16 protein-coding genes and 2 tRNA genes are annotated in these 17,968 nt (G+C 67.3%); 12 read left to right on the top strand and 6 right to left on the bottom strand.

The window, feature by feature from the left end; all coding sequences use genetic code 11:
- The first annotated feature begins 61 nt into the window (after positions 1-61).
- From kce to AC0IZS_RS19360, 3 genes are all read left to right on the top strand, one after another.
- Positions 62-1,003 carry a 3,5-dioxohexanoate:acetyl-CoA acetone transferase gene (kce, locus tag AC0IZS_RS19370; RefSeq protein ID WP_471637097.1) on the top strand — a complete coding sequence of 314 codons (942 nt, stop codon included), beginning with the start codon at positions 62-64 and terminating at the stop codon, positions 1,001-1,003.
- A 55-nt stretch (positions 1,004-1,058) separates the two neighbouring features.
- Complete coding sequence (locus AC0IZS_RS19365; RefSeq protein ID WP_471637096.1) at positions 1,059-1,967, top strand: SDR family NAD(P)-dependent oxidoreductase; 909 nt, start codon at positions 1,059-1,061, stop codon at positions 1,965-1,967.
- Between the two features lie 160 nt (positions 1,968-2,127).
- On the top strand, positions 2,128-3,834 hold the full coding sequence (locus AC0IZS_RS19360; protein WP_471637095.1) for a tannase/feruloyl esterase family alpha/beta hydrolase: 1,707 nt from the start codon (positions 2,128-2,130) through the stop codon (positions 3,832-3,834).
- Positions 3,835-3,849: 15 nt separating this feature from the next.
- On the opposite strand, the gene AC0IZS_RS19355 is transcribed toward AC0IZS_RS19360, so the two are convergent.
- Positions 3,850-4,761, bottom strand: coding sequence for a glutaminase (locus tag AC0IZS_RS19355; RefSeq protein WP_471637094.1), 912 nt, complete (start codon positions 4,759-4,761; stop codon positions 3,850-3,852).
- 274 nt (positions 4,762-5,035) lie between these two features.
- Between AC0IZS_RS19355 and AC0IZS_RS19350 the strand changes: the two genes are divergently transcribed.
- The gene (locus tag AC0IZS_RS19350) at positions 5,036-7,186 is read left to right on the top strand and encodes a putative bifunctional diguanylate cyclase/phosphodiesterase (RefSeq protein ID WP_471639554.1); all 2,151 of its coding nucleotides are present in this window, start codon (positions 5,036-5,038) and stop codon (positions 7,184-7,186) included.
- A 238-nt stretch (positions 7,187-7,424) separates the two neighbouring features.
- Here the strand turns inward: AC0IZS_RS19350 and AC0IZS_RS19345 are convergent.
- Both AC0IZS_RS19345 and AC0IZS_RS19340 read right to left on the bottom strand, forming a co-directional pair.
- Positions 7,425-7,498 (bottom strand) — tRNA-Cys (locus tag AC0IZS_RS19345).
- A 49-nt stretch (positions 7,499-7,547) separates the two neighbouring features.
- Positions 7,548-8,267 (bottom strand): aspartate/glutamate racemase family protein, encoded by a 720-nt coding sequence (locus AC0IZS_RS19340; RefSeq protein WP_471637093.1) that lies wholly within the window; start codon positions 8,265-8,267, stop codon positions 7,548-7,550.
- Here AC0IZS_RS19340 and AC0IZS_RS19335 point away from each other — a divergent pair.
- The 3 genes from AC0IZS_RS19335 (at position 8,266) to AC0IZS_RS19325 (ending at position 11,084) form a co-directional block, all read left to right on the top strand.
- A complete protein-coding gene (locus AC0IZS_RS19335) occupies positions 8,266-9,117 on the top strand; it encodes a helix-turn-helix domain-containing protein (protein WP_471637092.1) in 852 nt (283 codons plus the stop codon). The two genes, AC0IZS_RS19340 and AC0IZS_RS19335, sit on opposite strands and share 2 nt — an antisense overlap.
- 201 nt (positions 9,118-9,318) lie before the next feature.
- The gene (locus tag AC0IZS_RS19330) at positions 9,319-10,266 is read left to right on the top strand and encodes a Bug family tripartite tricarboxylate transporter substrate binding protein (protein WP_471637091.1); all 948 of its coding nucleotides are present in this window, start codon (positions 9,319-9,321) and stop codon (positions 10,264-10,266) included.
- Between the two features lie 68 nt (positions 10,267-10,334).
- Positions 10,335-11,084 carry an aldolase gene (locus tag AC0IZS_RS19325; RefSeq protein ID WP_471637090.1) on the top strand — a complete coding sequence of 250 codons (750 nt, stop codon included), beginning with the start codon at positions 10,335-10,337 and terminating at the stop codon, positions 11,082-11,084.
- Here the strand turns inward: AC0IZS_RS19325 and AC0IZS_RS19320 are convergent.
- Positions 11,036-11,947 (bottom strand): LysR family transcriptional regulator, encoded by a 912-nt coding sequence (locus AC0IZS_RS19320; protein ID WP_471637089.1) that lies wholly within the window; start codon positions 11,945-11,947, stop codon positions 11,036-11,038. The genes AC0IZS_RS19325 and AC0IZS_RS19320 overlap by 49 nt on opposite strands.
- Here AC0IZS_RS19320 and AC0IZS_RS19315 point away from each other — a divergent pair.
- The 5 genes from AC0IZS_RS19315 (at position 11,942) to AC0IZS_RS19295 (ending at position 15,015) form a co-directional block, all read left to right on the top strand.
- Positions 11,942-12,706, top strand: coding sequence for a hypothetical protein (locus AC0IZS_RS19315; RefSeq protein ID WP_471637088.1), 765 nt, complete (start codon positions 11,942-11,944; stop codon positions 12,704-12,706). The two genes, AC0IZS_RS19320 and AC0IZS_RS19315, sit on opposite strands and share 6 nt — an antisense overlap.
- Complete coding sequence (locus AC0IZS_RS19310) at positions 12,694-13,146, top strand: hypothetical protein (protein WP_471637087.1); 453 nt, start codon at positions 12,694-12,696, stop codon at positions 13,144-13,146. Before AC0IZS_RS19315 ends, AC0IZS_RS19310 begins: the two co-directional genes overlap by 13 nt.
- 91 nt (positions 13,147-13,237) lie before the next feature.
- On the top strand, positions 13,238-13,789 hold the full coding sequence (locus AC0IZS_RS19305) for a hypothetical protein (RefSeq protein WP_471637086.1): 552 nt from the start codon (positions 13,238-13,240) through the stop codon (positions 13,787-13,789).
- Between the two features lie 46 nt (positions 13,790-13,835).
- Complete coding sequence (locus tag AC0IZS_RS19300; protein WP_471637085.1) at positions 13,836-14,507, top strand: hypothetical protein; 672 nt, start codon at positions 13,836-13,838, stop codon at positions 14,505-14,507.
- Positions 14,508-14,532: 25 nt separating this feature from the next.
- Positions 14,533-15,015 carry a YdeI/OmpD-associated family protein gene (locus AC0IZS_RS19295; protein WP_471637084.1) on the top strand — a complete coding sequence of 161 codons (483 nt, stop codon included), beginning with the start codon at positions 14,533-14,535 and terminating at the stop codon, positions 15,013-15,015.
- Between the two features lie 119 nt (positions 15,016-15,134).
- On the opposite strand, the gene AC0IZS_RS19290 is transcribed toward AC0IZS_RS19295, so the two are convergent.
- Positions 15,135-15,210, bottom strand: a tRNA-Gly gene (locus AC0IZS_RS19290).
- A 159-nt stretch (positions 15,211-15,369) separates the two neighbouring features.
- The gene (gene lon, locus AC0IZS_RS19285) at positions 15,370-17,796 is read right to left on the bottom strand and encodes an endopeptidase La (protein ID WP_471637083.1); all 2,427 of its coding nucleotides are present in this window, start codon (positions 17,794-17,796) and stop codon (positions 15,370-15,372) included.
- Positions 17,797-17,968: the final 172 nt, after the last annotated feature.

Raw genomic sequence — 17,968 nt, 5'->3', positions numbered from 1 at the left:
CCTCCCCCCTTCATATCCCCCTTGCCACCTCTCCAAAGAACCAGCCTCCCAGAGCAACGCCATGGACACCCTCCCGAACAAAGTCATCATCTCGTGCGCCGTGACCGGCTCGGTGCACACCCCCAGCATGTCGCCCTACCTGCCGCTGACACCCGATGAGATTGCCCGGCAGGCCATCGAGGCCGCCGAGGCCGGTGCCGCCATCCTGCACCTGCATGCGCGCAACCCGAGCGACGGCAGCCCCACCGCAGACCCTGCGGTGTTCGCGCAGTTCGTGCCGCGCATCAAGGCCGCCACCGATGCGGTCATCAACATCACCACCGGCGGCAGCACGCGCATGACGCTGCAGGAGCGGCTGGCCTATCCGCTGATCGCCCAGCCGGAGATGTGCTCGCTCAACATGGGCTCGATGAACTTCTCCATCCACCCCGCAGCGCGCAAGATTTCCGAATGGCGCCACGATTGGGAAAAGCCCTACATCGAGGGCATGGAAGACCTGATCTTTCGCAACACCTTCCGCGACATCAAGCACATCCTCAAGGTGCTGGGCGAAGACTGCGGCACCCGCTTCGAGTTCGAGTGCTATGACGTGGGCCATCTGCACAACCTGGCCCACTTCGTGGACGAAGGGCTGGTCCAGGGGCCTTTGTTCATCCAGGCCATCTTCGGCATTCTGGGTGGGCTGGGGCCGGACCCGGAGAACCTGTATGTGATGAAGTCCACGGCCGACCGCCTGTTCGGGCGCAACGGCTACCGCTTCTCGGTGCTGGGCGCCGGGCGCCACCAGATGCCGCTGCTCACCATCGGTGCGGCCATGGGCGGCAATGTGCGGGTGGGACTGGAGGACAGCCTGTACCTGGGCAAAGGGCAACTGGCCACCTCCTGCGCGGACCAGGTGCGCAAGATCCGGCGCATCCTGCAGGAGCTGTCGCTGGAGATCGCCAGCCCCGCCGAGACGCGGACCATGCTCGGCCTCAAGGGCGCCCACGCGGTGGCCATCTGAGCCGCCGCGCACCACAAGCAACCCGATTCATCTGAAAGAAACGAGAGGAAGATACATGGGCAAGCTATTGCACAACAAGGTGGCCATCGTGACCGGAGCCGGCGGTGGCCTGGGGCGCTCGCACGCGCTGGAGCTGGCGCGCCACGGCGCCCGGGTGGTCGTGAACGACCTGGGCGCCGAGCGCCCAGGCTCCCCAGCCCAGCGGGTGGTGGCGGAGATCCTGCAGTCCGGGGGCGAAGCCATGGTGGACGGCGCCGACGTGACCAGGCCGGAGCAGGTACAGGCCATGGCCGACAAGGCGGCCGGCCTCTGGGGACGGATCGACATCCTGGTGAACAACGCCGGCATCCTGCGCGACAAGTCGTTCGCCAAGATGTCGCTGGACGACTTTCGACTGGTGCTCGAAGTACACCTCATGGGTGCCGTGCACTGCACCCGCGCGGTGTGGGAACTCATGCGGGCGCAGGACTACGGTCGCATCGTCATGACGACCTCCTCCTCGGGGCTCTATGGCAACTTCGGCCAGGCCAACTACGGCGCGGCAAAGATGGCGCTGGTCGGCCTCATGCAGACGCTTGCGCTGGAGGGGGAACGCCACGGCATCCGGGTCAACTGCCTGGCGCCCAGCGCCGCCACGGGAATGACGCATGGCGTGCTGCCGCAGGACGCCCTTACCGGCCTGGCGCCCGAGCGGGTCAGCCCGGGCCTGATCGCACTGGTGGCCGACGACGCGCCCACCCGCATGATCCTGCTGGCAGGCGCCGGCAGTTTCGAAAGCGCCCACATCACCATGACCCAAGGCATCCATGTGAGCGACGGCCCGGATGCCGCAGAGGTGGTGCGCAGCAAGCTGCAGCAGGTGCAGTCCCGTACACAGGAAGTCGTCCCCGCGTCGGGATGGGAGCAGTACCAGCACGAACTGGCCAAGGCAGGCTTGCAGGCGCAAGTCGCGAGCGCATTCTGATGCGGCCCGGGGGCCGAGACAGTGGGCACCGCACATGTGCCGAGCATCCCAGGTGTCTGGTACGCACATTGCCCGCGCCGTCAGTCCCATCGAGACTCGTCTCGGGCGGTAGCCAAAGGCGCTGCCCGGCATTCGGTCCCAACAATACAAGGAGACAAGCATGAAACAGTTTTACGCGCTCAGCGCACCCGGACGGTGGGCGGTGCTGGCCATTGCCAGCGCGGCGGTGATCGCCTGCGGCGGCAACGGCTCGGCGGACGCTGCGCCGGCACCTTTGGCCTGTGAGAAGCTCGCGGGGCTTGCCATCCCGGCATCTGCCATCCACCTGCCCACCTCCGGCAGCAGCGTATTGACCGCGACACCCGTTGAAGCGAGCGGCAGCGGCGTTGCCACCGTGCCCGCGCATTGCCTGGTCACCGCCCGCATCGGCCCTGTGGACCCCGCTGCACCCGATATCCGCTTGAACGTCGCGCTGCCCATGGCCTGGAACAACAAGACCCTGATGTTGGGCGGCGGCGGCTTCAACGGCTCCGTTCCCAACGTCCGGGGCAATGTCTCCAACGGTCCCACGGACCAGCCGACTCCCCTGGGCCGCGGCTACGCCACGTTTGCCAGCGACTCGGGCCACCAGGCCAATGCCTACGGGTCGCAGGACGGCACATGGGGCCTGAACGACGAAGCCGTGCGCAATTTCGGCGGCGATGCGCTCAAGAAGACCCGCGACGCGGCCCTGCACATCGTCAAGGCACGCTATGCCGCCAGCCCACAGAAATCGTACTTTGCAGGGGGCTCCACAGGCGGCCGCGAAGCGCTCGCCGCCATCCAGCGCTGGCCGGCCGACTGGGATGGCGCCATCGCCTGGTACCCGGCATGGAATGACGCTGCGGCACTGCTGGGCGGGCACCGCAGCAACATCGCCCTGGCCCAGCCCGGCGCCTACCCCAATGTGCCCAAGCGCGCGCTCGTCTACAAAGCGGCCATGGAGGCCTGCGACGCGCTGGATGGCGTCCAGGACGGCCTCATCAGCAACCAGAAGCAGTGCAACGCCCGCTTCGATCCGGCGCTGGCCACGTTGGGTGGCGCAGCACTGCGCTGCGCTGGCGGCGCCGATACCGGCGACCACTGCCTGTCCGACGCGCAGATCCGCGCGCTCCAGGTGATGAACACCGACACGGTGTTCAACTTCCCGCTGGCCAGCGGCGAAACGCGCTACCCGGGCTACAACGTCTGGGGTGCAGACCTGGGCATCACGTCCAACCCGTCTCCCGTGCAGCCCACGGTCACCTTCCTCGCGCTGGGCACGGCTGCGCCCGCCATGCCCGTGCCCCGCACCGCCCCCTACATCAGTGTGCTGGTGGACCAGTGGATCAAGTACTCGGTGACGCGCGACCCCGGCTTCAACTCGCTGCTGCTGGACCCCGAGAACCCCGGCCCCTGGGCCCCCCGCATCAGCGAGCTCAGCCGCCAGTTGGACACCGGCACCGACATCTCGGCCTTCGCAGCGAAGGGAGGCAAGCTCCTGCTGGCGCACGGCCTGGCCGACGTGCTGGTCAGTTCCCGCGCAACGGAGGACTACTACCGCCGCCTTCAAAGCCAGATGGGTGCGGAGCGCGTGCGCAGCTTCGCCCGCTACTACGAGGTGCCCGGCCTCGGGCATGCCGTGAGCACGGCGTTCAACGCGACCTGGGACTCGCTGACGACGCTGGAGCGCTGGGCCGAGAACGGAGCCGGCCCCAGCAACCCAATCACGACGGACACCGCCGGAGTGCCCGGACGGACACGCCCGCTGTGCGACTATCCCCAGTGGCCCAGGTACAAGGGCACTGGCGACGTGAACCTGGCCGCTTCGTTTGCTTGCACGGAGTAGCGGCCCGTAACGCGATCAGAACACCGACAGCCCGGTCCTGGCGGTGAACAGTTCCAGCGCCTGCATGCCCAGCAGCGAGTTCCCGGTGCCATCCAGCGCGGGCGACCAGACGCACAGGCTCAGGTGGTCGGGCACCACCGCCACGATGCCACCGCCCACGCCACTCTTGCAGGGCAGGCCGATCCGGAACGCGAACTCTCCGGCCGCGTCGTAGGTGCCGCAGGTCAGCATCAGCGCATTGATGCGGCGCGTCTGCCGCTCGGTCAGCAGTTGCTCGCCACGCAAGGGGTGGCGGCCGTCGCGGCACAGGTAGCCGGTGGCGCGCGCCAGCTGCAGGCAGCTCATGCTCACCGCGCAGTGGTGGAAGTACGCATCCAGCACGACCGCGACATCGTTGTCGATCTTGCCAAAGCTCTTCATGAAGTTGCCAAGCGCGATGTTGCGAAAGCCGGTGCCGGCCTCGGAGGCGGCCACTTCCTCGTCGAAATGCACCGGCTCGTTGCACAGGCTGGACAGCAGCTCCAGCATGGCGGCCTTGGCATCGCCCTGGCTGACCAGGCGATCGGTGACGGCAATCGCTCCGGCGTTGATGAAGGGATTGCGTGGCGTCCCCTGCTCGGCTTCGAGCTGCACCAGTGAATTGAACGGGTTGCCCGAGGGCTCGCGGCCGATGCGGTCCCACAGGGCGTCGCCCAATGCCCCCATCCCCAGGGTCAGGGCAAAGAGCTTGGAGATGCTCTGGATGGAGAACGGCGTGGCGCTGTCGCCAGCCTGCGCCTCCTGGCCGTCGCAGGTGCGCAGCGCGATGCCGAACTGGGCCGCCGGCACCCGCGCCAACGCCGGGATGTAGTTGGCGACCTGGCCCTGTGCGCCCAGCAAGGGGCGCAGTGTTGCGACAATTTCTTCAAGGATGGGCTGGAATTGCATGGCGTGATTGTCAATCAGCCATTCACAGGCCGCAGCGGTCCGACGGGCTTTTCACCTACAGCGCAGCGCGAGAACCCCTGAGAAGATGGTCCGCTTGCATTTTCTAACGTTTTTGTCGTGCGCCAGATGTACGCTTTCGGGTGATCGGGCCGTATCCGGAACCAGGTTCGAAACGGCTTGCATCTGGATCGGTTCGCCGTGTCCGCCAGCCAGCCCATTGCCAGGCCATTTGTGCACCTTTTGATCGGGATCGGAAGCTTTCGTGACAGCGTTCATGCCTGTGGGCTACAACCTTTTCCTGGTGGCAGGGTCGCTGGCCATGGCCATGTTCGCGTCCTACGTGAGCTTCGACCTGGCCCGGCGGGTGCGCACCTCGCAGCGCGGCATCGGCCTGGCCTGGTGGGCCGCGGGTTCACTGGTCATGGGAACCGGCATCTGGTCCATGCATTTCGTGGGCATGCAGGCGCTGGAGCTGCCCATTCCCATCGGCTACTCGCAGGGGCTGACCTTCGCGTCCTGGCTGGCGGCGGTGGCTGCATCCGGCATAGCGCTGGAGCTGGCCAGCCGAAAGCGCCTCGACAACCTGCGCATCCTGCTCGGCGCCATGGCGATGGGCGGCGGCATCATCGCCATGCACTACCTGGGCATGGCCGCCATGCGCATGTCGCCCGGCATCACCTGGGACATGCCGCTGGTGGCGCTGTCGGTGCTGGTATCGTTCCTCGCGTCCACGCTGGCGCTGCTCATCTTCAAGCTGCTGCGCCGGGTGGAGCGGCCCCGGCGCATGGGCTACCAGCTGGCGGCGTCGTTCGTGTTCGCCCTGGCGATCTGCGGCACGCACTACCTGGGCATGGCGGCCGCCAGCTTTGCGGTGGGCTCGGTCTGCCTGACTGCCGATGAGCTCGGCGGGCCCGGTCTGCAGACGGCCGTGGCAATGATTGCGGGCGGCCTGCTGGTGGTCACCTTGCTCACCTCCATCCTGGATGCGCGGCTGCAGCGCGCCGCGCGCGGTGCCTCGCATTCCATGCACGAAAGCAACGCACGCCTGCAGGCCGCCAACGAAGAGCTCCAGCAGCGCGCCTTTGCCGACCCGTTGACGGGCCTGCCCAACCGCTTGCTGTTCGAGGACCGCCTGGCCCAGGCCACACGCCGGCTGGAGCGCAGCAACCACGACGGGGTGGTCGAACGCATGGCCGTGCTGTTCGTGGACCTGGACGGGTTCAAACCCATCAACGACTCGTTCGGGCATGCGGTGGGCGACGTCGTGATCCGCAAGGCGGCATCGCGCCTGCGCGATGAGGCACGCGACTGCGATACCGTGGCCCGCGTGGGAGGCGACGAGTTCCTGATCCTGCTCAACGACGTGGCCGACGAGCAAGCCTGCATCTCCGTGGCCCAGCGGGTGCTGTCGTCGTTGTCGCAGCCCTTCGAGGCCTCGGGGCGGCGCATCGAGATCTCCTGCTCCATCGGCATCGTGGTGCATCCGGGCCACGGCGACAGCAGCAAGCTCGTGGCCAACGCCGATGCTGCGATGTATGCCGCCAAGCGTGCAGGCGGCAGCTGCTACGCACTGTTCGAACCCCACATGGTGTCCGACGTGTCGGAGCAGCTGGCACTGCAGAGCGACCTGCGCCATGCGCTGGAGCGGGGGCAGTTGTCACTGCACTACCAGCCCAAGATCGATGGACGGCGGGGCCAGATCAGCGGTGTGGAGGCCCTGCTGCGCTGGCATCACCCGCGCCACGGCATGGTCAGCCCGCTCGTGTTCATCCCCCTGGCGGAGCGGATAGGCCTGATCGGCCGCCTCGGCCAATGGGTCATCGACGAGGCCTGCCGCCAGACCGCCGAGTGGGGCCGCGACGGCCTGCGCATGCGCGTGGCGGTGAACCTGTCGGTGCACCAACTGCGCGACAAGGGCCTGGTCGAGCGCATCGGGCAGACCCTGCAGGACCATGGCCTGGACGCATCGCAGCTGCTGTGCGAGATCACCGAGACCGTGGCGATGGAGGACATCAAGGCCGTGCAGCACACCTTCGAGGGCCTCGGCCACATCGGCGTGTTCCTGTCCATCGACGACTTCGGCACCGGCTACTCCAGCCTGCGCTACCTGAGCCAGCTCCCCGCCCGGCAGCTCAAGATCGACCACAGCTTCGTGGGAGACCTTGAACACAGCGCCAACGCGCGCGCCGTGGTGGCCGCCGTGGTGGGCCTGGCCCACGCCCTGGGCCTGCGCGTGGTGGCCGAGGGGGTGGAGACCGAGAGACAGCGCGACATTCTCCTGGCCATGGACTGCGACGAACTGCAGGGCTTTCTGTTCGCACGCCCCATGCCGCCCGCCGCCCTGCTGGCATGGGCCCATGGGGCACGACCCGAGGGCGGAGCGGACTTCACGCCCTCGCTGGTGGGTGCGCTCGCGCCCCTGTGAGCGCGGGCACAGGCTTGCCATGCGAACCGCCAAGAAGGCAACCCAGTCCACCCGCGTTTAATGTGGGTCGCAGTCTACTGGGATAACCGGATCAGGAATCCGCCTATGTGTGGTTCAACCGCAAAACCGCAGCGGTTGAGAGCGGATTTAAAGGGGTTGAGAGCGGATGAAACGAAAACGGCCCTCAATGGGCCGTTGCGTAAGTTGTTGAATTCAATGGGGAATTCACTAAAAATCCTGGAGGCGCGAACCAGAGTCGAACTGGTCTAACCGGATTTGCAATCCGGGGCATAACCGCTTTGCTATCGCGCCGTGAGCCTCAGATTCTAACCGAATTTGCCAGCAGGTTTGCCAAGACCGCTTACCCGAGGGCAAAGTCTACCGCCGCCTGGGCATGCAGCGCCGTGGTGTCCAGCAGCGGCAGCGGGCTGTGCGCCTGCTGCACCAGCAGCGATATCTCGGTGCAGCCCAGCACGATGGCGTCGCAGCCCTGCGCCTGCAGTTGCCCGATGGCATGTTGATAGAAACCGCGCGAGGCATCGCGCACGATGCCCTGGCACAGCTCCTCGTAGATCACGCGATGCACTTTGGCGCGCGTGGGCGCGTCGGGGGTGACGACCTGCAGGCCGTAGTCCTGCGCAAGCGCTTCTTTCAGGAACGGCTGCTCCATGGTGAAGGCGGTTGCCAGCAGGCCCAGCTTGCGCAGCCCCTGCGCCCGCGCCGCCTCGCCCACCGGGGCGGCAATGTGCAAAAACGGCAGCGGCGTGGCCGCGGCGATGGTGCCGGCCAGCTTGTGCATGGTGTTGGTGCACAGCACGATGGCATCGGCCCCTGCGGCGTGCAGGCGGCGTGCGCTGTCGGCCAGCAGGGCGCCGGCATCGTCCCAGCGGCCTTCGTGCTGCGCCTGGGCGATGGGGCCGAAATCCACGCTGTGCATGAGCAGTTGCGCCGAGCGCAGCGGCCCCAGGCGCTTGCGCACCTCCTGGTTCATGAGGCGGTAGTACTCGGCGGTGGACTCCCAACTCATACCCCCGATCAGGCCTATGGTCTTCACATGCATCTCCTGTTGGAAAACTGCCATGATCCGCACCGTGCAGCCCATCGTCTATCACGGAATTTCACGCGCCACGGCCGTCGCCACGGGCCTGACGGTGGAACTGCTCGCACGTGCGCCCTACAGTGCCCGCGACAACCCGCAGCGCGCCTCGTTGGGCATGGCGCTGGAACGGCAGACGGGCGTGCATGCGATCGGCACGGACCGGCGCGAAGACTTCGACACCTGGATGGGCACCCTGTCGTTCACCCCACCGGGCCTGGACGTGTTCTCGGAGTCCGCCACCGGAGGCGAGTACCTGGTGGTGCGCTGGGATGCAGCGGGCAGCGAAGACGGCGCACAGGCCGTGCCCGCACGGCCCCAGCGCACAGCCCCACCCGCCCTGCTGCAGCAGGCGCTGGCGCTGCGCGCGCTGCTGGTGTGCGGCGCGCCGGCAGCGCAGATCCAGGCACGGGTGCAGTGGCTGCTGGTGGGGCTCGATGCCTTGCGGACACCTGCACGCAGGGTGCCGGCCCTGGCGGACCTGCGTCCGCTCTACGCCCGCGTGCTGGAGCGCATCGAGGATGAGATCGGCCACCCGGACGAGGACCTCTCGCTCGCTGCGCTGAGTGCCTCCGTGCAGCACACACCGCTGGCCTTTCTGCGCCATTTCAAGCAATTGACCGGCATGACGCCGCACGCCTACGTGAACGAGCGCCGGCTGCAGCGTGCGCGGCATGTGCTGCAGGCACCGCAGGGCGCGCTGGCCGATGTGGCGGCCGCCACCGGCTATGCCAGCCAGTCGCACATGGGCACGGCGTTCCGCCGGGCCCTGGGGCTCACGCCCGCCGCCTACCAGCGGCTGGCCGGTGCGGTGCAGCCCGCCACCACGCGCTAGCGGGCAGTGCCAGCGGGCCGTGCGACGGCCCAGCACCCCATGCAGCACGCCATCACCCACGGCTGCCGCGCTGTGGATGGCAGAAGCCATAACTGCCGGTTAATCCGGAGTTGTCCTGCAAGCCCTGCCGCAATGGCAAGGCCCTGCCTAGACTTTGCTGACCGCAATGGCGGCCCCTCCCCCCCACTTGAAGGCACCTCGATGAAACCCCGCTTCCGTCTCTTTCGCACCCTGGCGCTGGCAGGCCTGTTGGGCACCGCCCTGTCGGTGTTCGGACAGGCCGATCCACGGCCCGCGCCTGCGTCCCCGGACCGCTATCCCGGCCGCCCCATCCGCCTCTTCATCGGGCAGGCGCCCGGTGGCGCGGTCGACACCATCGCGCGACTGGCGGCGGAGCGGCTGGCGGCCCGCCTGGGCCAGCCCGTGGTGGTGGACAACCGGCCCGGAGCCGGCGGCATGCTGGCCGCGGAAGCCATTGCGCGCGCAGCACCCGACGGCTACAGCATCGGCTTGCTGGATGTCGGATCGCTGGCCGTCAACCCGGTCCTGCAGCCCAAGGTCTCCTACGACGTCACCAAGGACTTCCGCTACATCGGCACCGTCGCGAAGATCCCGCTGGTGATGGTCGCCAAGCCCGATCTGGCCTCCTCGCGGGCTGCCGACCTGGTCGCCTATGCCAAGGCCCATCCGGCGAAACTGACCTACGGGTCCGCGGGTGTCGGAAGCCCTCCCCATCTCGCATTCGAAACCTTCAAGGCGCGATCCGGGGTGTTCGTCACGCACATTCCCTACCGGGGCGGTGCACCGGCGCTGGCAGACGTGGTGGCCGGTCACGTGGATCTGACCTTCATCGACACGAACCTGGCAAGCCAGTACCAAAAAAGCGGCAAGGTGAAGGCGATTGCCGTGGCAACCCTGGAGCGAAGCCCGCTGATGCCGGACGTTCCCACATTCCATGAATCCGGACTGGGCGGCTTCGAGTTCGCCCCTGGGTGGGCATCGTGGGCCCGGCGACGATGCCAGCAGAAGCCTCCACGCGCCTGGCCGCCGCGCTGGAAGCCGTCGTTGCCAGCCCCGAATTCGCCGCGCGCATGCAGGCCCTGGGGTTCGCCCCGTTCGCCAACAGCCCGGCCCATTTCAGCGCGCTGATGCGCTCGGAGCTCCAGTCGTACCGCACGCTCATCAAGGAGCGCGGCATCACCCTGGAGAACTGAGTCATGGAAAAGACACTCACACTCGATGCGGTGGCCGGAAGCGGCGCGCGCGGCTCCAGCCCCCGGCAGGTCTTTCTCGATGCCTGCCATATCCTGGCGCACCAGGGCCATGCCGCCGGCCTGGCCGGCCAGGTGACCGTGCGCGACGGCGACTCGTCCAGGATGCTCACGCTGGCACTGGGCACGGGCCTGGAAGAGGCCGACGATGCATCGATGCTCTTGGTCGACGAGAACCTCACCACGCTGCAGGGCCAAGGCAAGGCCAACCCCGGGGTGCGCTTTCACAGCTGGATCTACCGCCACCACCCCGGGGTGCGCGCCATCATCCACACACACCCACAGACCCTGTCGGCGCTGTCGATGCTCGGCACCCCCATGCCGGTGGCCCACATGGACGCGGCCATGTTTTATGAAGACTGCGGATTTCTGGCGCACTGGCCGGGCGTTCCCACCGGGGACGACGAAGGCGCGCTGATATCGGGCGCGCTGGCGGGCAAGCGCTCGGCACTGCTGGTCAACCATGGCATGGTCTGCACCGGGGCAACGCTGCAGGAAGCCGTCTACCTCAATGTGTTTGCCGAGCGCAATGCGCGCATGTGCCTGGACGCCCTGGCCATCGGGCCGCTGCAGCCCGTGGAACCTGCAGCCGCCAAGGAAGCCCATGACTTCCTTCTCCAGCCCGCCATCGTCAACGGCACCTTCGCCTACTGGGCGCGGCAGGCAGCGCGGGCCGCAAACGCTTCGATCACCTGAAGCGTGGCGGCCTGCGCCTTGGGCGGCGTGGCCGCCAACCGATGGATTGCCACGACCTGCCGGCCCAGGTCGGCATCGGCGATCAGGAACCGGGCCAGGCCCCGAGGGGTCACGGTGAAGTCCGGCAGCGCGCTCGGTAGCAAGACCATGCCCACGCCCGCAGCCGCCAGATCCAGCGAGACGCTGAGCGAACTGCACTCGGCAGCAATCAGCAAAGGCCCTGGCAATTCGCGCTCGATGACGCGGCGCAGGGCATAGGGGCGGGGTGGCACGATCAGCGTGCGCCGCGCCAGCTCTGCAGCAGTCAGCGACAGGGGTTGCGAGCCCCCGTCGCTCTCCATGCCAGGCAGGCCATAGGCGCTGACCTCTTCGTGGTACAGACGCAGCACCTGGACCGCATCGGTGTGTACTGCCAGGTCGTACACCAGGCCGATGTCCGCATGGCCCCGCACGACCTGGTCCACGACATCCGGCGAACTGGCGTTGTCCAGGCGGACCACCAGGCCCGGATGCATCCGCCTGAGCTCGGCCACCACCGGGGGCAGCAGATAGGCAGCCAGGGTGTTGACGCTGGCGATGCGCACGTAGCGCGCAGCATCTGCCGCGGAGCGCGCCGTGTCCAGCGCCACGTCGAGCATCGCGAAATGCTCGGCAGCGCTCTGGGCCAGGCGCTGCCCCACCGGCGTCAGCGCCATGCCACGCCCGTGGCGCGTGAACAGAACGCACTCCAGGAATGCCTCCAGCGCACTGATCTGCTTGCTCACCGCGGGTTGGCTGAGCCCGAGCCTGTCGGCCGCCTTCTGCAACGAGCCGCCCTGGGCGACCAGCAGGAAGGTTCTGAGCAGCCGATCTTTGTCATGCATGGGCTATTCTATGCACCGCCCCTGCTACAGAGCACCGACACGGGCATGCGTGCTGCCGCGCAATCCAACCCGCCGAGCGATGCCCACTGCCGCCACCACCACCACCGCCGAACATCCAGCGAGGCCAGCACCGCCATGCGGCATCCATCCCCCAACGCGCCACTGCCACCACCATCCCGTGCCGCCCGTATCGCCCGCCAACTGCTCGCCCCGTGCGCGCTGGTGCTCGGCCTGTGTACCAGCATGAGCGGCCATGGCGCAAGCCCCGCGCCCGCGCGGCCGCCCGCGGGCACCGACGTGGACGAAACCCGCACCGTGGCACAGCGCACGCGCGCGCCGGCGGACTGCCTGTCGGTGGTGCTGGAGGGCATCACGGTGCTGCTGGACCGCAGTGAACTCAGCCGCCAGGCCAACGCCAAGCCCACCCAGTGGAAGACCGAGGCCGAGCGCATGGCCCTGATCGAAGGGCGGCGCGCAGCGGCGTTGCTGCAGGCCGCCAGCCCCGCCAAGGGCGGCAGCAACCCGGGCTGCCACGCGGTCACGCAGACGCTTGATGGCGAAGACCAGTTCGTGGTGCTTGCGCACCTGGAACGCGGCGCGGCAGCGGTGCTGCCCGAGGGCACCACGCAGCCCGTGCCGGCGGTGGCCATCCGCTACCTGGGCCAGCGCTGCGGCCCGCTGTGCGGGCGCGGGAACATCATGGTCGCCGTGCCGGGGCAGCCCCGGCCTTTCCTGGTCACGCACTGGTGGGCGTCCTGACCACGCCCTGGAAGGGGCGGCTTGCCCTGGCCGCTGCACTGGCAGCCGTGGCCGGCGCACCAACGGCCTGGTGGCTGCTGCACCAGCAGCACCGGCCCGCAGCGGCCATTGCCACCGCACAGGCCTTTGTGCGCGACGTGGAGCGGCGCGACTACACGGCAGCATTCGGGCGCACGCTGGCGGGCCCCGGCACCGGCACGACGCCCGCCGAGCTGCAGGCCAACGCGCAGCGCCAGCTGTGCCCGCCGGCCCGTGTGGACTACACCGCCCCGTTCCAGTCGCATGGTAACCGGTTGCGCCGCTGGGCCGCAGGCCGCACGCTCGACGAGCCGCAGGTGCGCGTGGAATTCGCGGGCAGCCCCTGCCTGTTCGGCATCACGCTGCGGCGCACTGCGCAAGGCCAGTGGAAGGTGGCGGGCTTTGCCAGCCACGCAGGGTAAGGGCACAGGTATGCTCGCCCAGCAGCGGCCAGCCTGCGCTCGCAGGCCCCGGGGCGCCATCCATGAACGACACAACGAGGAGCCTGTCCCCATGCTTCGCCTCCTGAAGATACTCGCCTGGTGTACTGCCTTGCTTGCCGGCAGCGCCATGTCCCAGCCCGCCGATCAATGCAGCAGCGGTACGGGAACGCAGGCCAACGCCGCCTGGCAACTGGTCCCGCGCCAGGGCATCACCTGCGGCGCCTTGCAGGTCAGCATGGGCCAGGATCGCGACGCGCTGCGCAAGGCCATGGGCGCCGCCGGCTTTGTGCCCCCCAAGCCCGGGCGCTACCCCGACGAGGACGACTTCCTCACCGCCGACAAAGCCACCTTCATCCGCGTGCGCTACGACGGCAGCAAGGTGCAGGACATCGAGTTTCTTGCCGGCACGCTGAAGTACCAGGGCGTGGACCTGCACCGCAACACCCGCTTCGCCAAGCTCAAGCGCCAGTTCAAGGCCATGAAGCTCAGCTTCAGGGACACGAAATGGCTGGGCGATGGCCAGGATTGCCCCGAGCTCCTGATCAACATCGCCCGGCACGAAGACGTGGGTGGCGATGGCGACGGGATCGAATGGGTGATCCTGAGCAGCACCTTCAAATAACATGCTCCGCCGTCCTGAGCAGCAACCCGTTTCGAAGGCTTCCACCATGCCCTGCATCGGACGCCTGCGAAGGCTCTGCGCTTCGGTCCTGCGCTGCGCTCTGGTCCTTCTGCCGGTGGGGGCCGCATCGGCGCAGCCAGCCGCTGCGCCGGACCACTGCGTGCGCCTCATCTGCGGCCAGGGCAGCAGCGAAGACGACTATTGCGCCATCGGCCCCGCCCAGTTGGTGGCCCGCATGCCTGCGGCCTTCGCGATAGCGTCGATTCGCGGCAACACACGCATCGCTACGCGAGGAGATGCGGCCACCGCCAGTTGCACCCCCGCAAAGCGCCTGGCCCAGGAGGTCTCCCTGGACCGGGCCAGCCTCTACGGGTCCGTGGAGATCACAGGCCAACTCCAGGCAACCGGCATCCTGCGGTTCGAGCCCAACGACGGCGGTGAGCTGGAATTCAGGCCCGGACGGGAAGCATTCAAGGGCACCGGCCCGTTCTTTCGGGCCAACTTCCAGCGCATCAAGCTGGACTCGGCACAGCCTGCGGTCAACGTGGTCCCGCCGCGCCCACTGGCCGGCGCCGACTGCTGGCAGGCCCAGGCCACGGCGCAGCTGTCGGACTTCTCGGTGCTGGTCGGCGACACCTCTGCGGCAGGGACTTATCCGCGCCGGGCGCGCATCACCGCCGTCCACGGCTTCACCCGCTGCACATGGGGTGGACCCTGAGCATTTGCCTCAAGAAAATAGCCCCATGCCCACGGCATCCACCACAGCACCGGAGACCCTGCTCTTCTCCACCAACCTGGCCCGCAAGCACCCGCGCCTGCCCGTGTACGTGGTGCTGCCCCATGCCGCGGTCGCCCCCTGGGGCCTGCAGGCCACGACCCTGGTGGAGGGCACAGCCAACGGCCATACATTGGGGCGGCGCACGCTCAAGCGCTGGGACGCCTCCCCGCAGTCGCCCTGGTTCCTGGAGTTCACCGCACCGTGGTGCAAGGCCGCCGGCGTGGCCGTGGGCGATGCACTGCAGGTGGAGCTGACCCGCGCCAGCACCGAGGTACCCGCAGAGCTGCAGTCCCTGCTGGCGCAATCACCCGCGCGCGCTGCCGCCTGGCAGGGGCTCAGCGATGCCGTGCAGCGCGTGGCCATGGAACATATCCGCGCGGGCAAGAGCCCCGCAACCCGTGAACGCCGCGCTGCACTGCTCGCGCAACGGCTGCACGGAGAGGCCTGACCAGGCGAGGTTGCCGACCGGGTTGCGGCGGACAGGGGCGGGGCAAAAAACAAAAAAGGATCCCGAAGAATCCTTTTTGCTTGCCTGCAATGCTTGTGAAAAACACTGCCTGCGAAATATGGAGCGGGAAAAGAGTCTCGAACTCTCGACCTCAACCTTGGCAAGGTTGCGCTCTACCAACTGAGCTATTCCCGCATTTTACCGAAGCCTTACATTGTACATCGTTTAGTACGTTGTGTGCTGCGATGGAATGAATTGTAGCGCATTTTTTGGAGGTCTCTGAAAGTCCCTCGAAAAAATTTGCACTCCCTTCATTCCATCGACTTTTTACCCAGACGCTTCGCTCACGCCGTCTCAGTGCTTGAGGCCATCCGCCGCAGGCGTGGCCTTGTCGGTCGATGGCGCTGCTGGCGCCACGGCCACCTCCTCGTCCGTCAGCGGCACGGGCATGCTTTCCAGGGCGATCTCCAGCACCTTGTCGATCCAGCGCACGGGCACGATCTCCAGGCCGCTCTTGACGTTGTCCGGGATCTCGGCCAGGTCCTTCACGTTCTCTTCGGGGATCAGCACCGTCTTGATGCCGCCGCGCAGGGCTGCGAGCAGCTTTTCCTTGAGGCCACCGATGGCGGTGACTTCACCGCGCAAGGTGATCTCGCCGGTCATGGCCACGTCGGCACGCACCGGGATGCCCGTGAGTGCGGAGACGAAGGCCGTGGTCATGGCGGCACCCGCACTCGGGCCATCCTTGGGCGTGGCGCCGTCGGGCACGTGGATGTGGATGTCGCGCTTCTCGAAGGCTTCGTCCTTGATGCCCAGGATGCGCGAGCGGCTGCGCACCACCGTGCGGGCGGCCTCGACCGATTCCTTCATCACGTCGCCCAGCGAGCCGGTGCGCGTGATCACGCCCTTGCCGGGCATGGCGGCGGCTTCGATGGTCAGCAGGTCGCCGCCCACCTCGGTCCACGCCAGACCGACCACCTGGCCCACCTGGTTCTGTGCCTCGGCACGGCCGTAGGTGTACTTGCGCACGCCCAGGAAGTCGGGCAGGTTGTCGGCGGTGACGACCACCTGGGGCTCGAGCTTCTTGAGCTGCAGGCCCTTGACCACCTTGCGGCAGATCTTGGACAGCTCGCGCTCCAGCGAGCGCACGCCGGCTTCCCGCGTGTAGTAGCGCACCATGTCGCGCACGGCAGGCTCGGTAATGCTGAGTTCCTCGTCCTTCACGCCATTGTTCTTGAGCTGCTTGGGCAGCAGGTACTTCATGGCGATGCTGGTCTTCTCGTCCTCGGTATACCCCGACAGGCGGATCACTTCCATGCGGTCGAGCAGGGCCGGCGGGATGTTCATCGAGTTCGATGTGGCGACGAACATCACGTCGGACAGGTCAAAATCCACCTCGACGTAGTGGTCGCCAAAGGTGTGGTTCTGCTCGGGGTCCAGCACCTCCAGCAACGCGCTCGACGGGTCGCCACGGAAGTCGGTGCCCAGCTTGTCGATCTCGTCGAGCAGGAACAGCGGATTGCGCGTGCCTACCTTGGACAGGCTCTGCAGCACCTTGCCCGGCAGTGCGCCGATGTAGGTACGGCGGTGCCCGCGGATCTCGGCCTCGTCGCGCATGCCGCCCAGGGCCATGCGCACGTACTTGCGGCCGGTGGCCTTGGCGATCGACTGGCCCAGCGAGGTCTTGCCCACGCCCGGTGGCCCCACCAGGCAGAGGATGGGGGCCTTCACCTTGTCCACGCGCTGCTGCACTGCAAGGTATTCAAGAATGCGGTCCTTGACCTTGTCCAGGCCAAAGTGGTCTTCGTTGAGCACGCCCTCGGCATTCACCAGGTCGTGCTTGATCTTGGTCTTCTTGCTCCACGGCAGCGCGGTGAGCACGTCGATGTAGTTGCGCACCACGGTGGCCTCGGCCGACATGGGCGACATGAGCTTGAGCTTCTTGAACTCGGCATCGGCCTTCTTGCGCGCCTCGGCGGGCATCTTGGCGAGCTTGATCTTCTTCTCGATCTCTTCCATGTCCGCGCCGTCTTCGCCTTCGCCCAGTTCCTTCTGGATGGCCTTGACCTGCTCGTTGAGGTAGAAGTCGCGCTGGTTCTTCTCCATCTGGCGCTTCACGCGGCCACGGATCTTCTTGTCGACGTTGAGGATGTCGACCTCGCGGTCGAGCTGCTCGAACAGGTTTTCCAGGCGTGCCTTCACGTCCGACAGGTCGAGCACGATCTGCTTGTTCTCCAGCTTGAGCGGCAGGTGCGCAGCAATCGTGTCGGCCAGGCGGCCCGGGTCGTCAATGCTGGAGATGCTGGTGAGGATCTCGGGCGGGATCTTCTTGTTGAGCTTGACGTACTGGTCGAACTGCTGCATCACCGCGCGGCGCAGGGCTTCGATCTCGCTGGGCTTGGCGGCCTCGGCAGCGGGCTCCACGGGCGTCACGGTGGCGGTGAAGTGCGTCTCGCCGTCCTCGATGGACGAGACCAGCGCGCGCTGCTGGCCTTCGACCAGCACCTTCACGGTGCCATCGGGCAGCTTGAGCATCTGCAGGATGGTGGAGACGCAGCCGACGTCGAACATGTCGGCCACCGAGGGCTCGTCCTTGGCGGCGGCCTTCTGGGCCACCAGCATGATGCGGCGGTCGGCCTCCATGGCCAGCTCCAGCGCCTTGATGCTCTTGGGGCGGCCCACGAAAAGCGGTATCACCATGTGGGGGAACACCACCACGTCACGCAAAGGCAACAGCGGCAGGTCGATGGGGGTGGCTGGCAGGGGGGTATGTCCGGACATGGAAATCCTCAGTTAACTCTGTGGAATATGGACCACATGTGGGGATTTTCAACCCCTTTTCCCAGCCGTGCTGAAAGAAGGGTTGAAGGGCAGCGCAGACGGCTGCCCTGCGCGGTGCATGCAATCAGTTGCCTGCGCCGCCGGGACATTGCAGAACGCTCAGGAACGCGTG

Source organism: Acidovorax sp. AC410, from assembly GCF_979253235.1.
Note: the sequence above shows the minus strand (reverse complement) of the source record. Positions and strands in the feature narration are given on the sequence as shown.

Bases quoted from the DNA above. Each gene is read 5' to 3' on its own strand.
- AC0IZS_RS19335 (WP_471637092.1), top strand. From the start codon at position 8,266: ATGATCCGCACCGTGCAGCCCATCGTCTATCACGGAATTTCACGCGCC.
- lon (WP_471637083.1), bottom strand. From the start codon at position 17,796: ATGTCCGGACATACCCCCCTGCCAGCCACCCCCATCGACCTGCCGCTG.
- AC0IZS_RS19305 (WP_471637086.1), top strand. From the start codon at position 13,238: ATGCTTCGCCTCCTGAAGATACTCGCCTGGTGTACTGCCTTGCTTGCC.
- AC0IZS_RS19340 (WP_471637093.1), bottom strand. From the start codon at position 8,267: ATGGCAGTTTTCCAACAGGAGATGCATGTGAAGACCATAGGCCTGATC.
- kce (WP_471637097.1), top strand. From the start codon at position 62: ATGGACACCCTCCCGAACAAAGTCATCATCTCGTGCGCCGTGACCGGC.
- AC0IZS_RS19300 (WP_471637085.1), top strand. From the start codon at position 13,836: ATGCCCTGCATCGGACGCCTGCGAAGGCTCTGCGCTTCGGTCCTGCGC.
- AC0IZS_RS19355 (WP_471637094.1), bottom strand. From the start codon at position 4,761: ATGCAATTCCAGCCCATCCTTGAAGAAATTGTCGCAACACTGCGCCCC.
- AC0IZS_RS19350 (WP_471639554.1), top strand. From the start codon at position 5,036: ATGCCTGTGGGCTACAACCTTTTCCTGGTGGCAGGGTCGCTGGCCATG.
- AC0IZS_RS19320 (WP_471637089.1), bottom strand. From the start codon at position 11,947: ATGCATGACAAAGATCGGCTGCTCAGAACCTTCCTGCTGGTCGCCCAG.
- AC0IZS_RS19365 (WP_471637096.1), top strand. From the start codon at position 1,059: ATGGGCAAGCTATTGCACAACAAGGTGGCCATCGTGACCGGAGCCGGC.
- AC0IZS_RS19295 (WP_471637084.1), top strand. From the start codon at position 14,533: ATGCCCACGGCATCCACCACAGCACCGGAGACCCTGCTCTTCTCCACC.
- AC0IZS_RS19315 (WP_471637088.1), top strand. From the start codon at position 11,942: ATGCATGGGCTATTCTATGCACCGCCCCTGCTACAGAGCACCGACACG.
- AC0IZS_RS19360 (WP_471637095.1), top strand. From the start codon at position 2,128: ATGAAACAGTTTTACGCGCTCAGCGCACCCGGACGGTGGGCGGTGCTG.
- AC0IZS_RS19325 (WP_471637090.1), top strand. From the start codon at position 10,335: ATGGAAAAGACACTCACACTCGATGCGGTGGCCGGAAGCGGCGCGCGC.
- AC0IZS_RS19330 (WP_471637091.1), top strand. From the start codon at position 9,319: ATGAAACCCCGCTTCCGTCTCTTTCGCACCCTGGCGCTGGCAGGCCTG.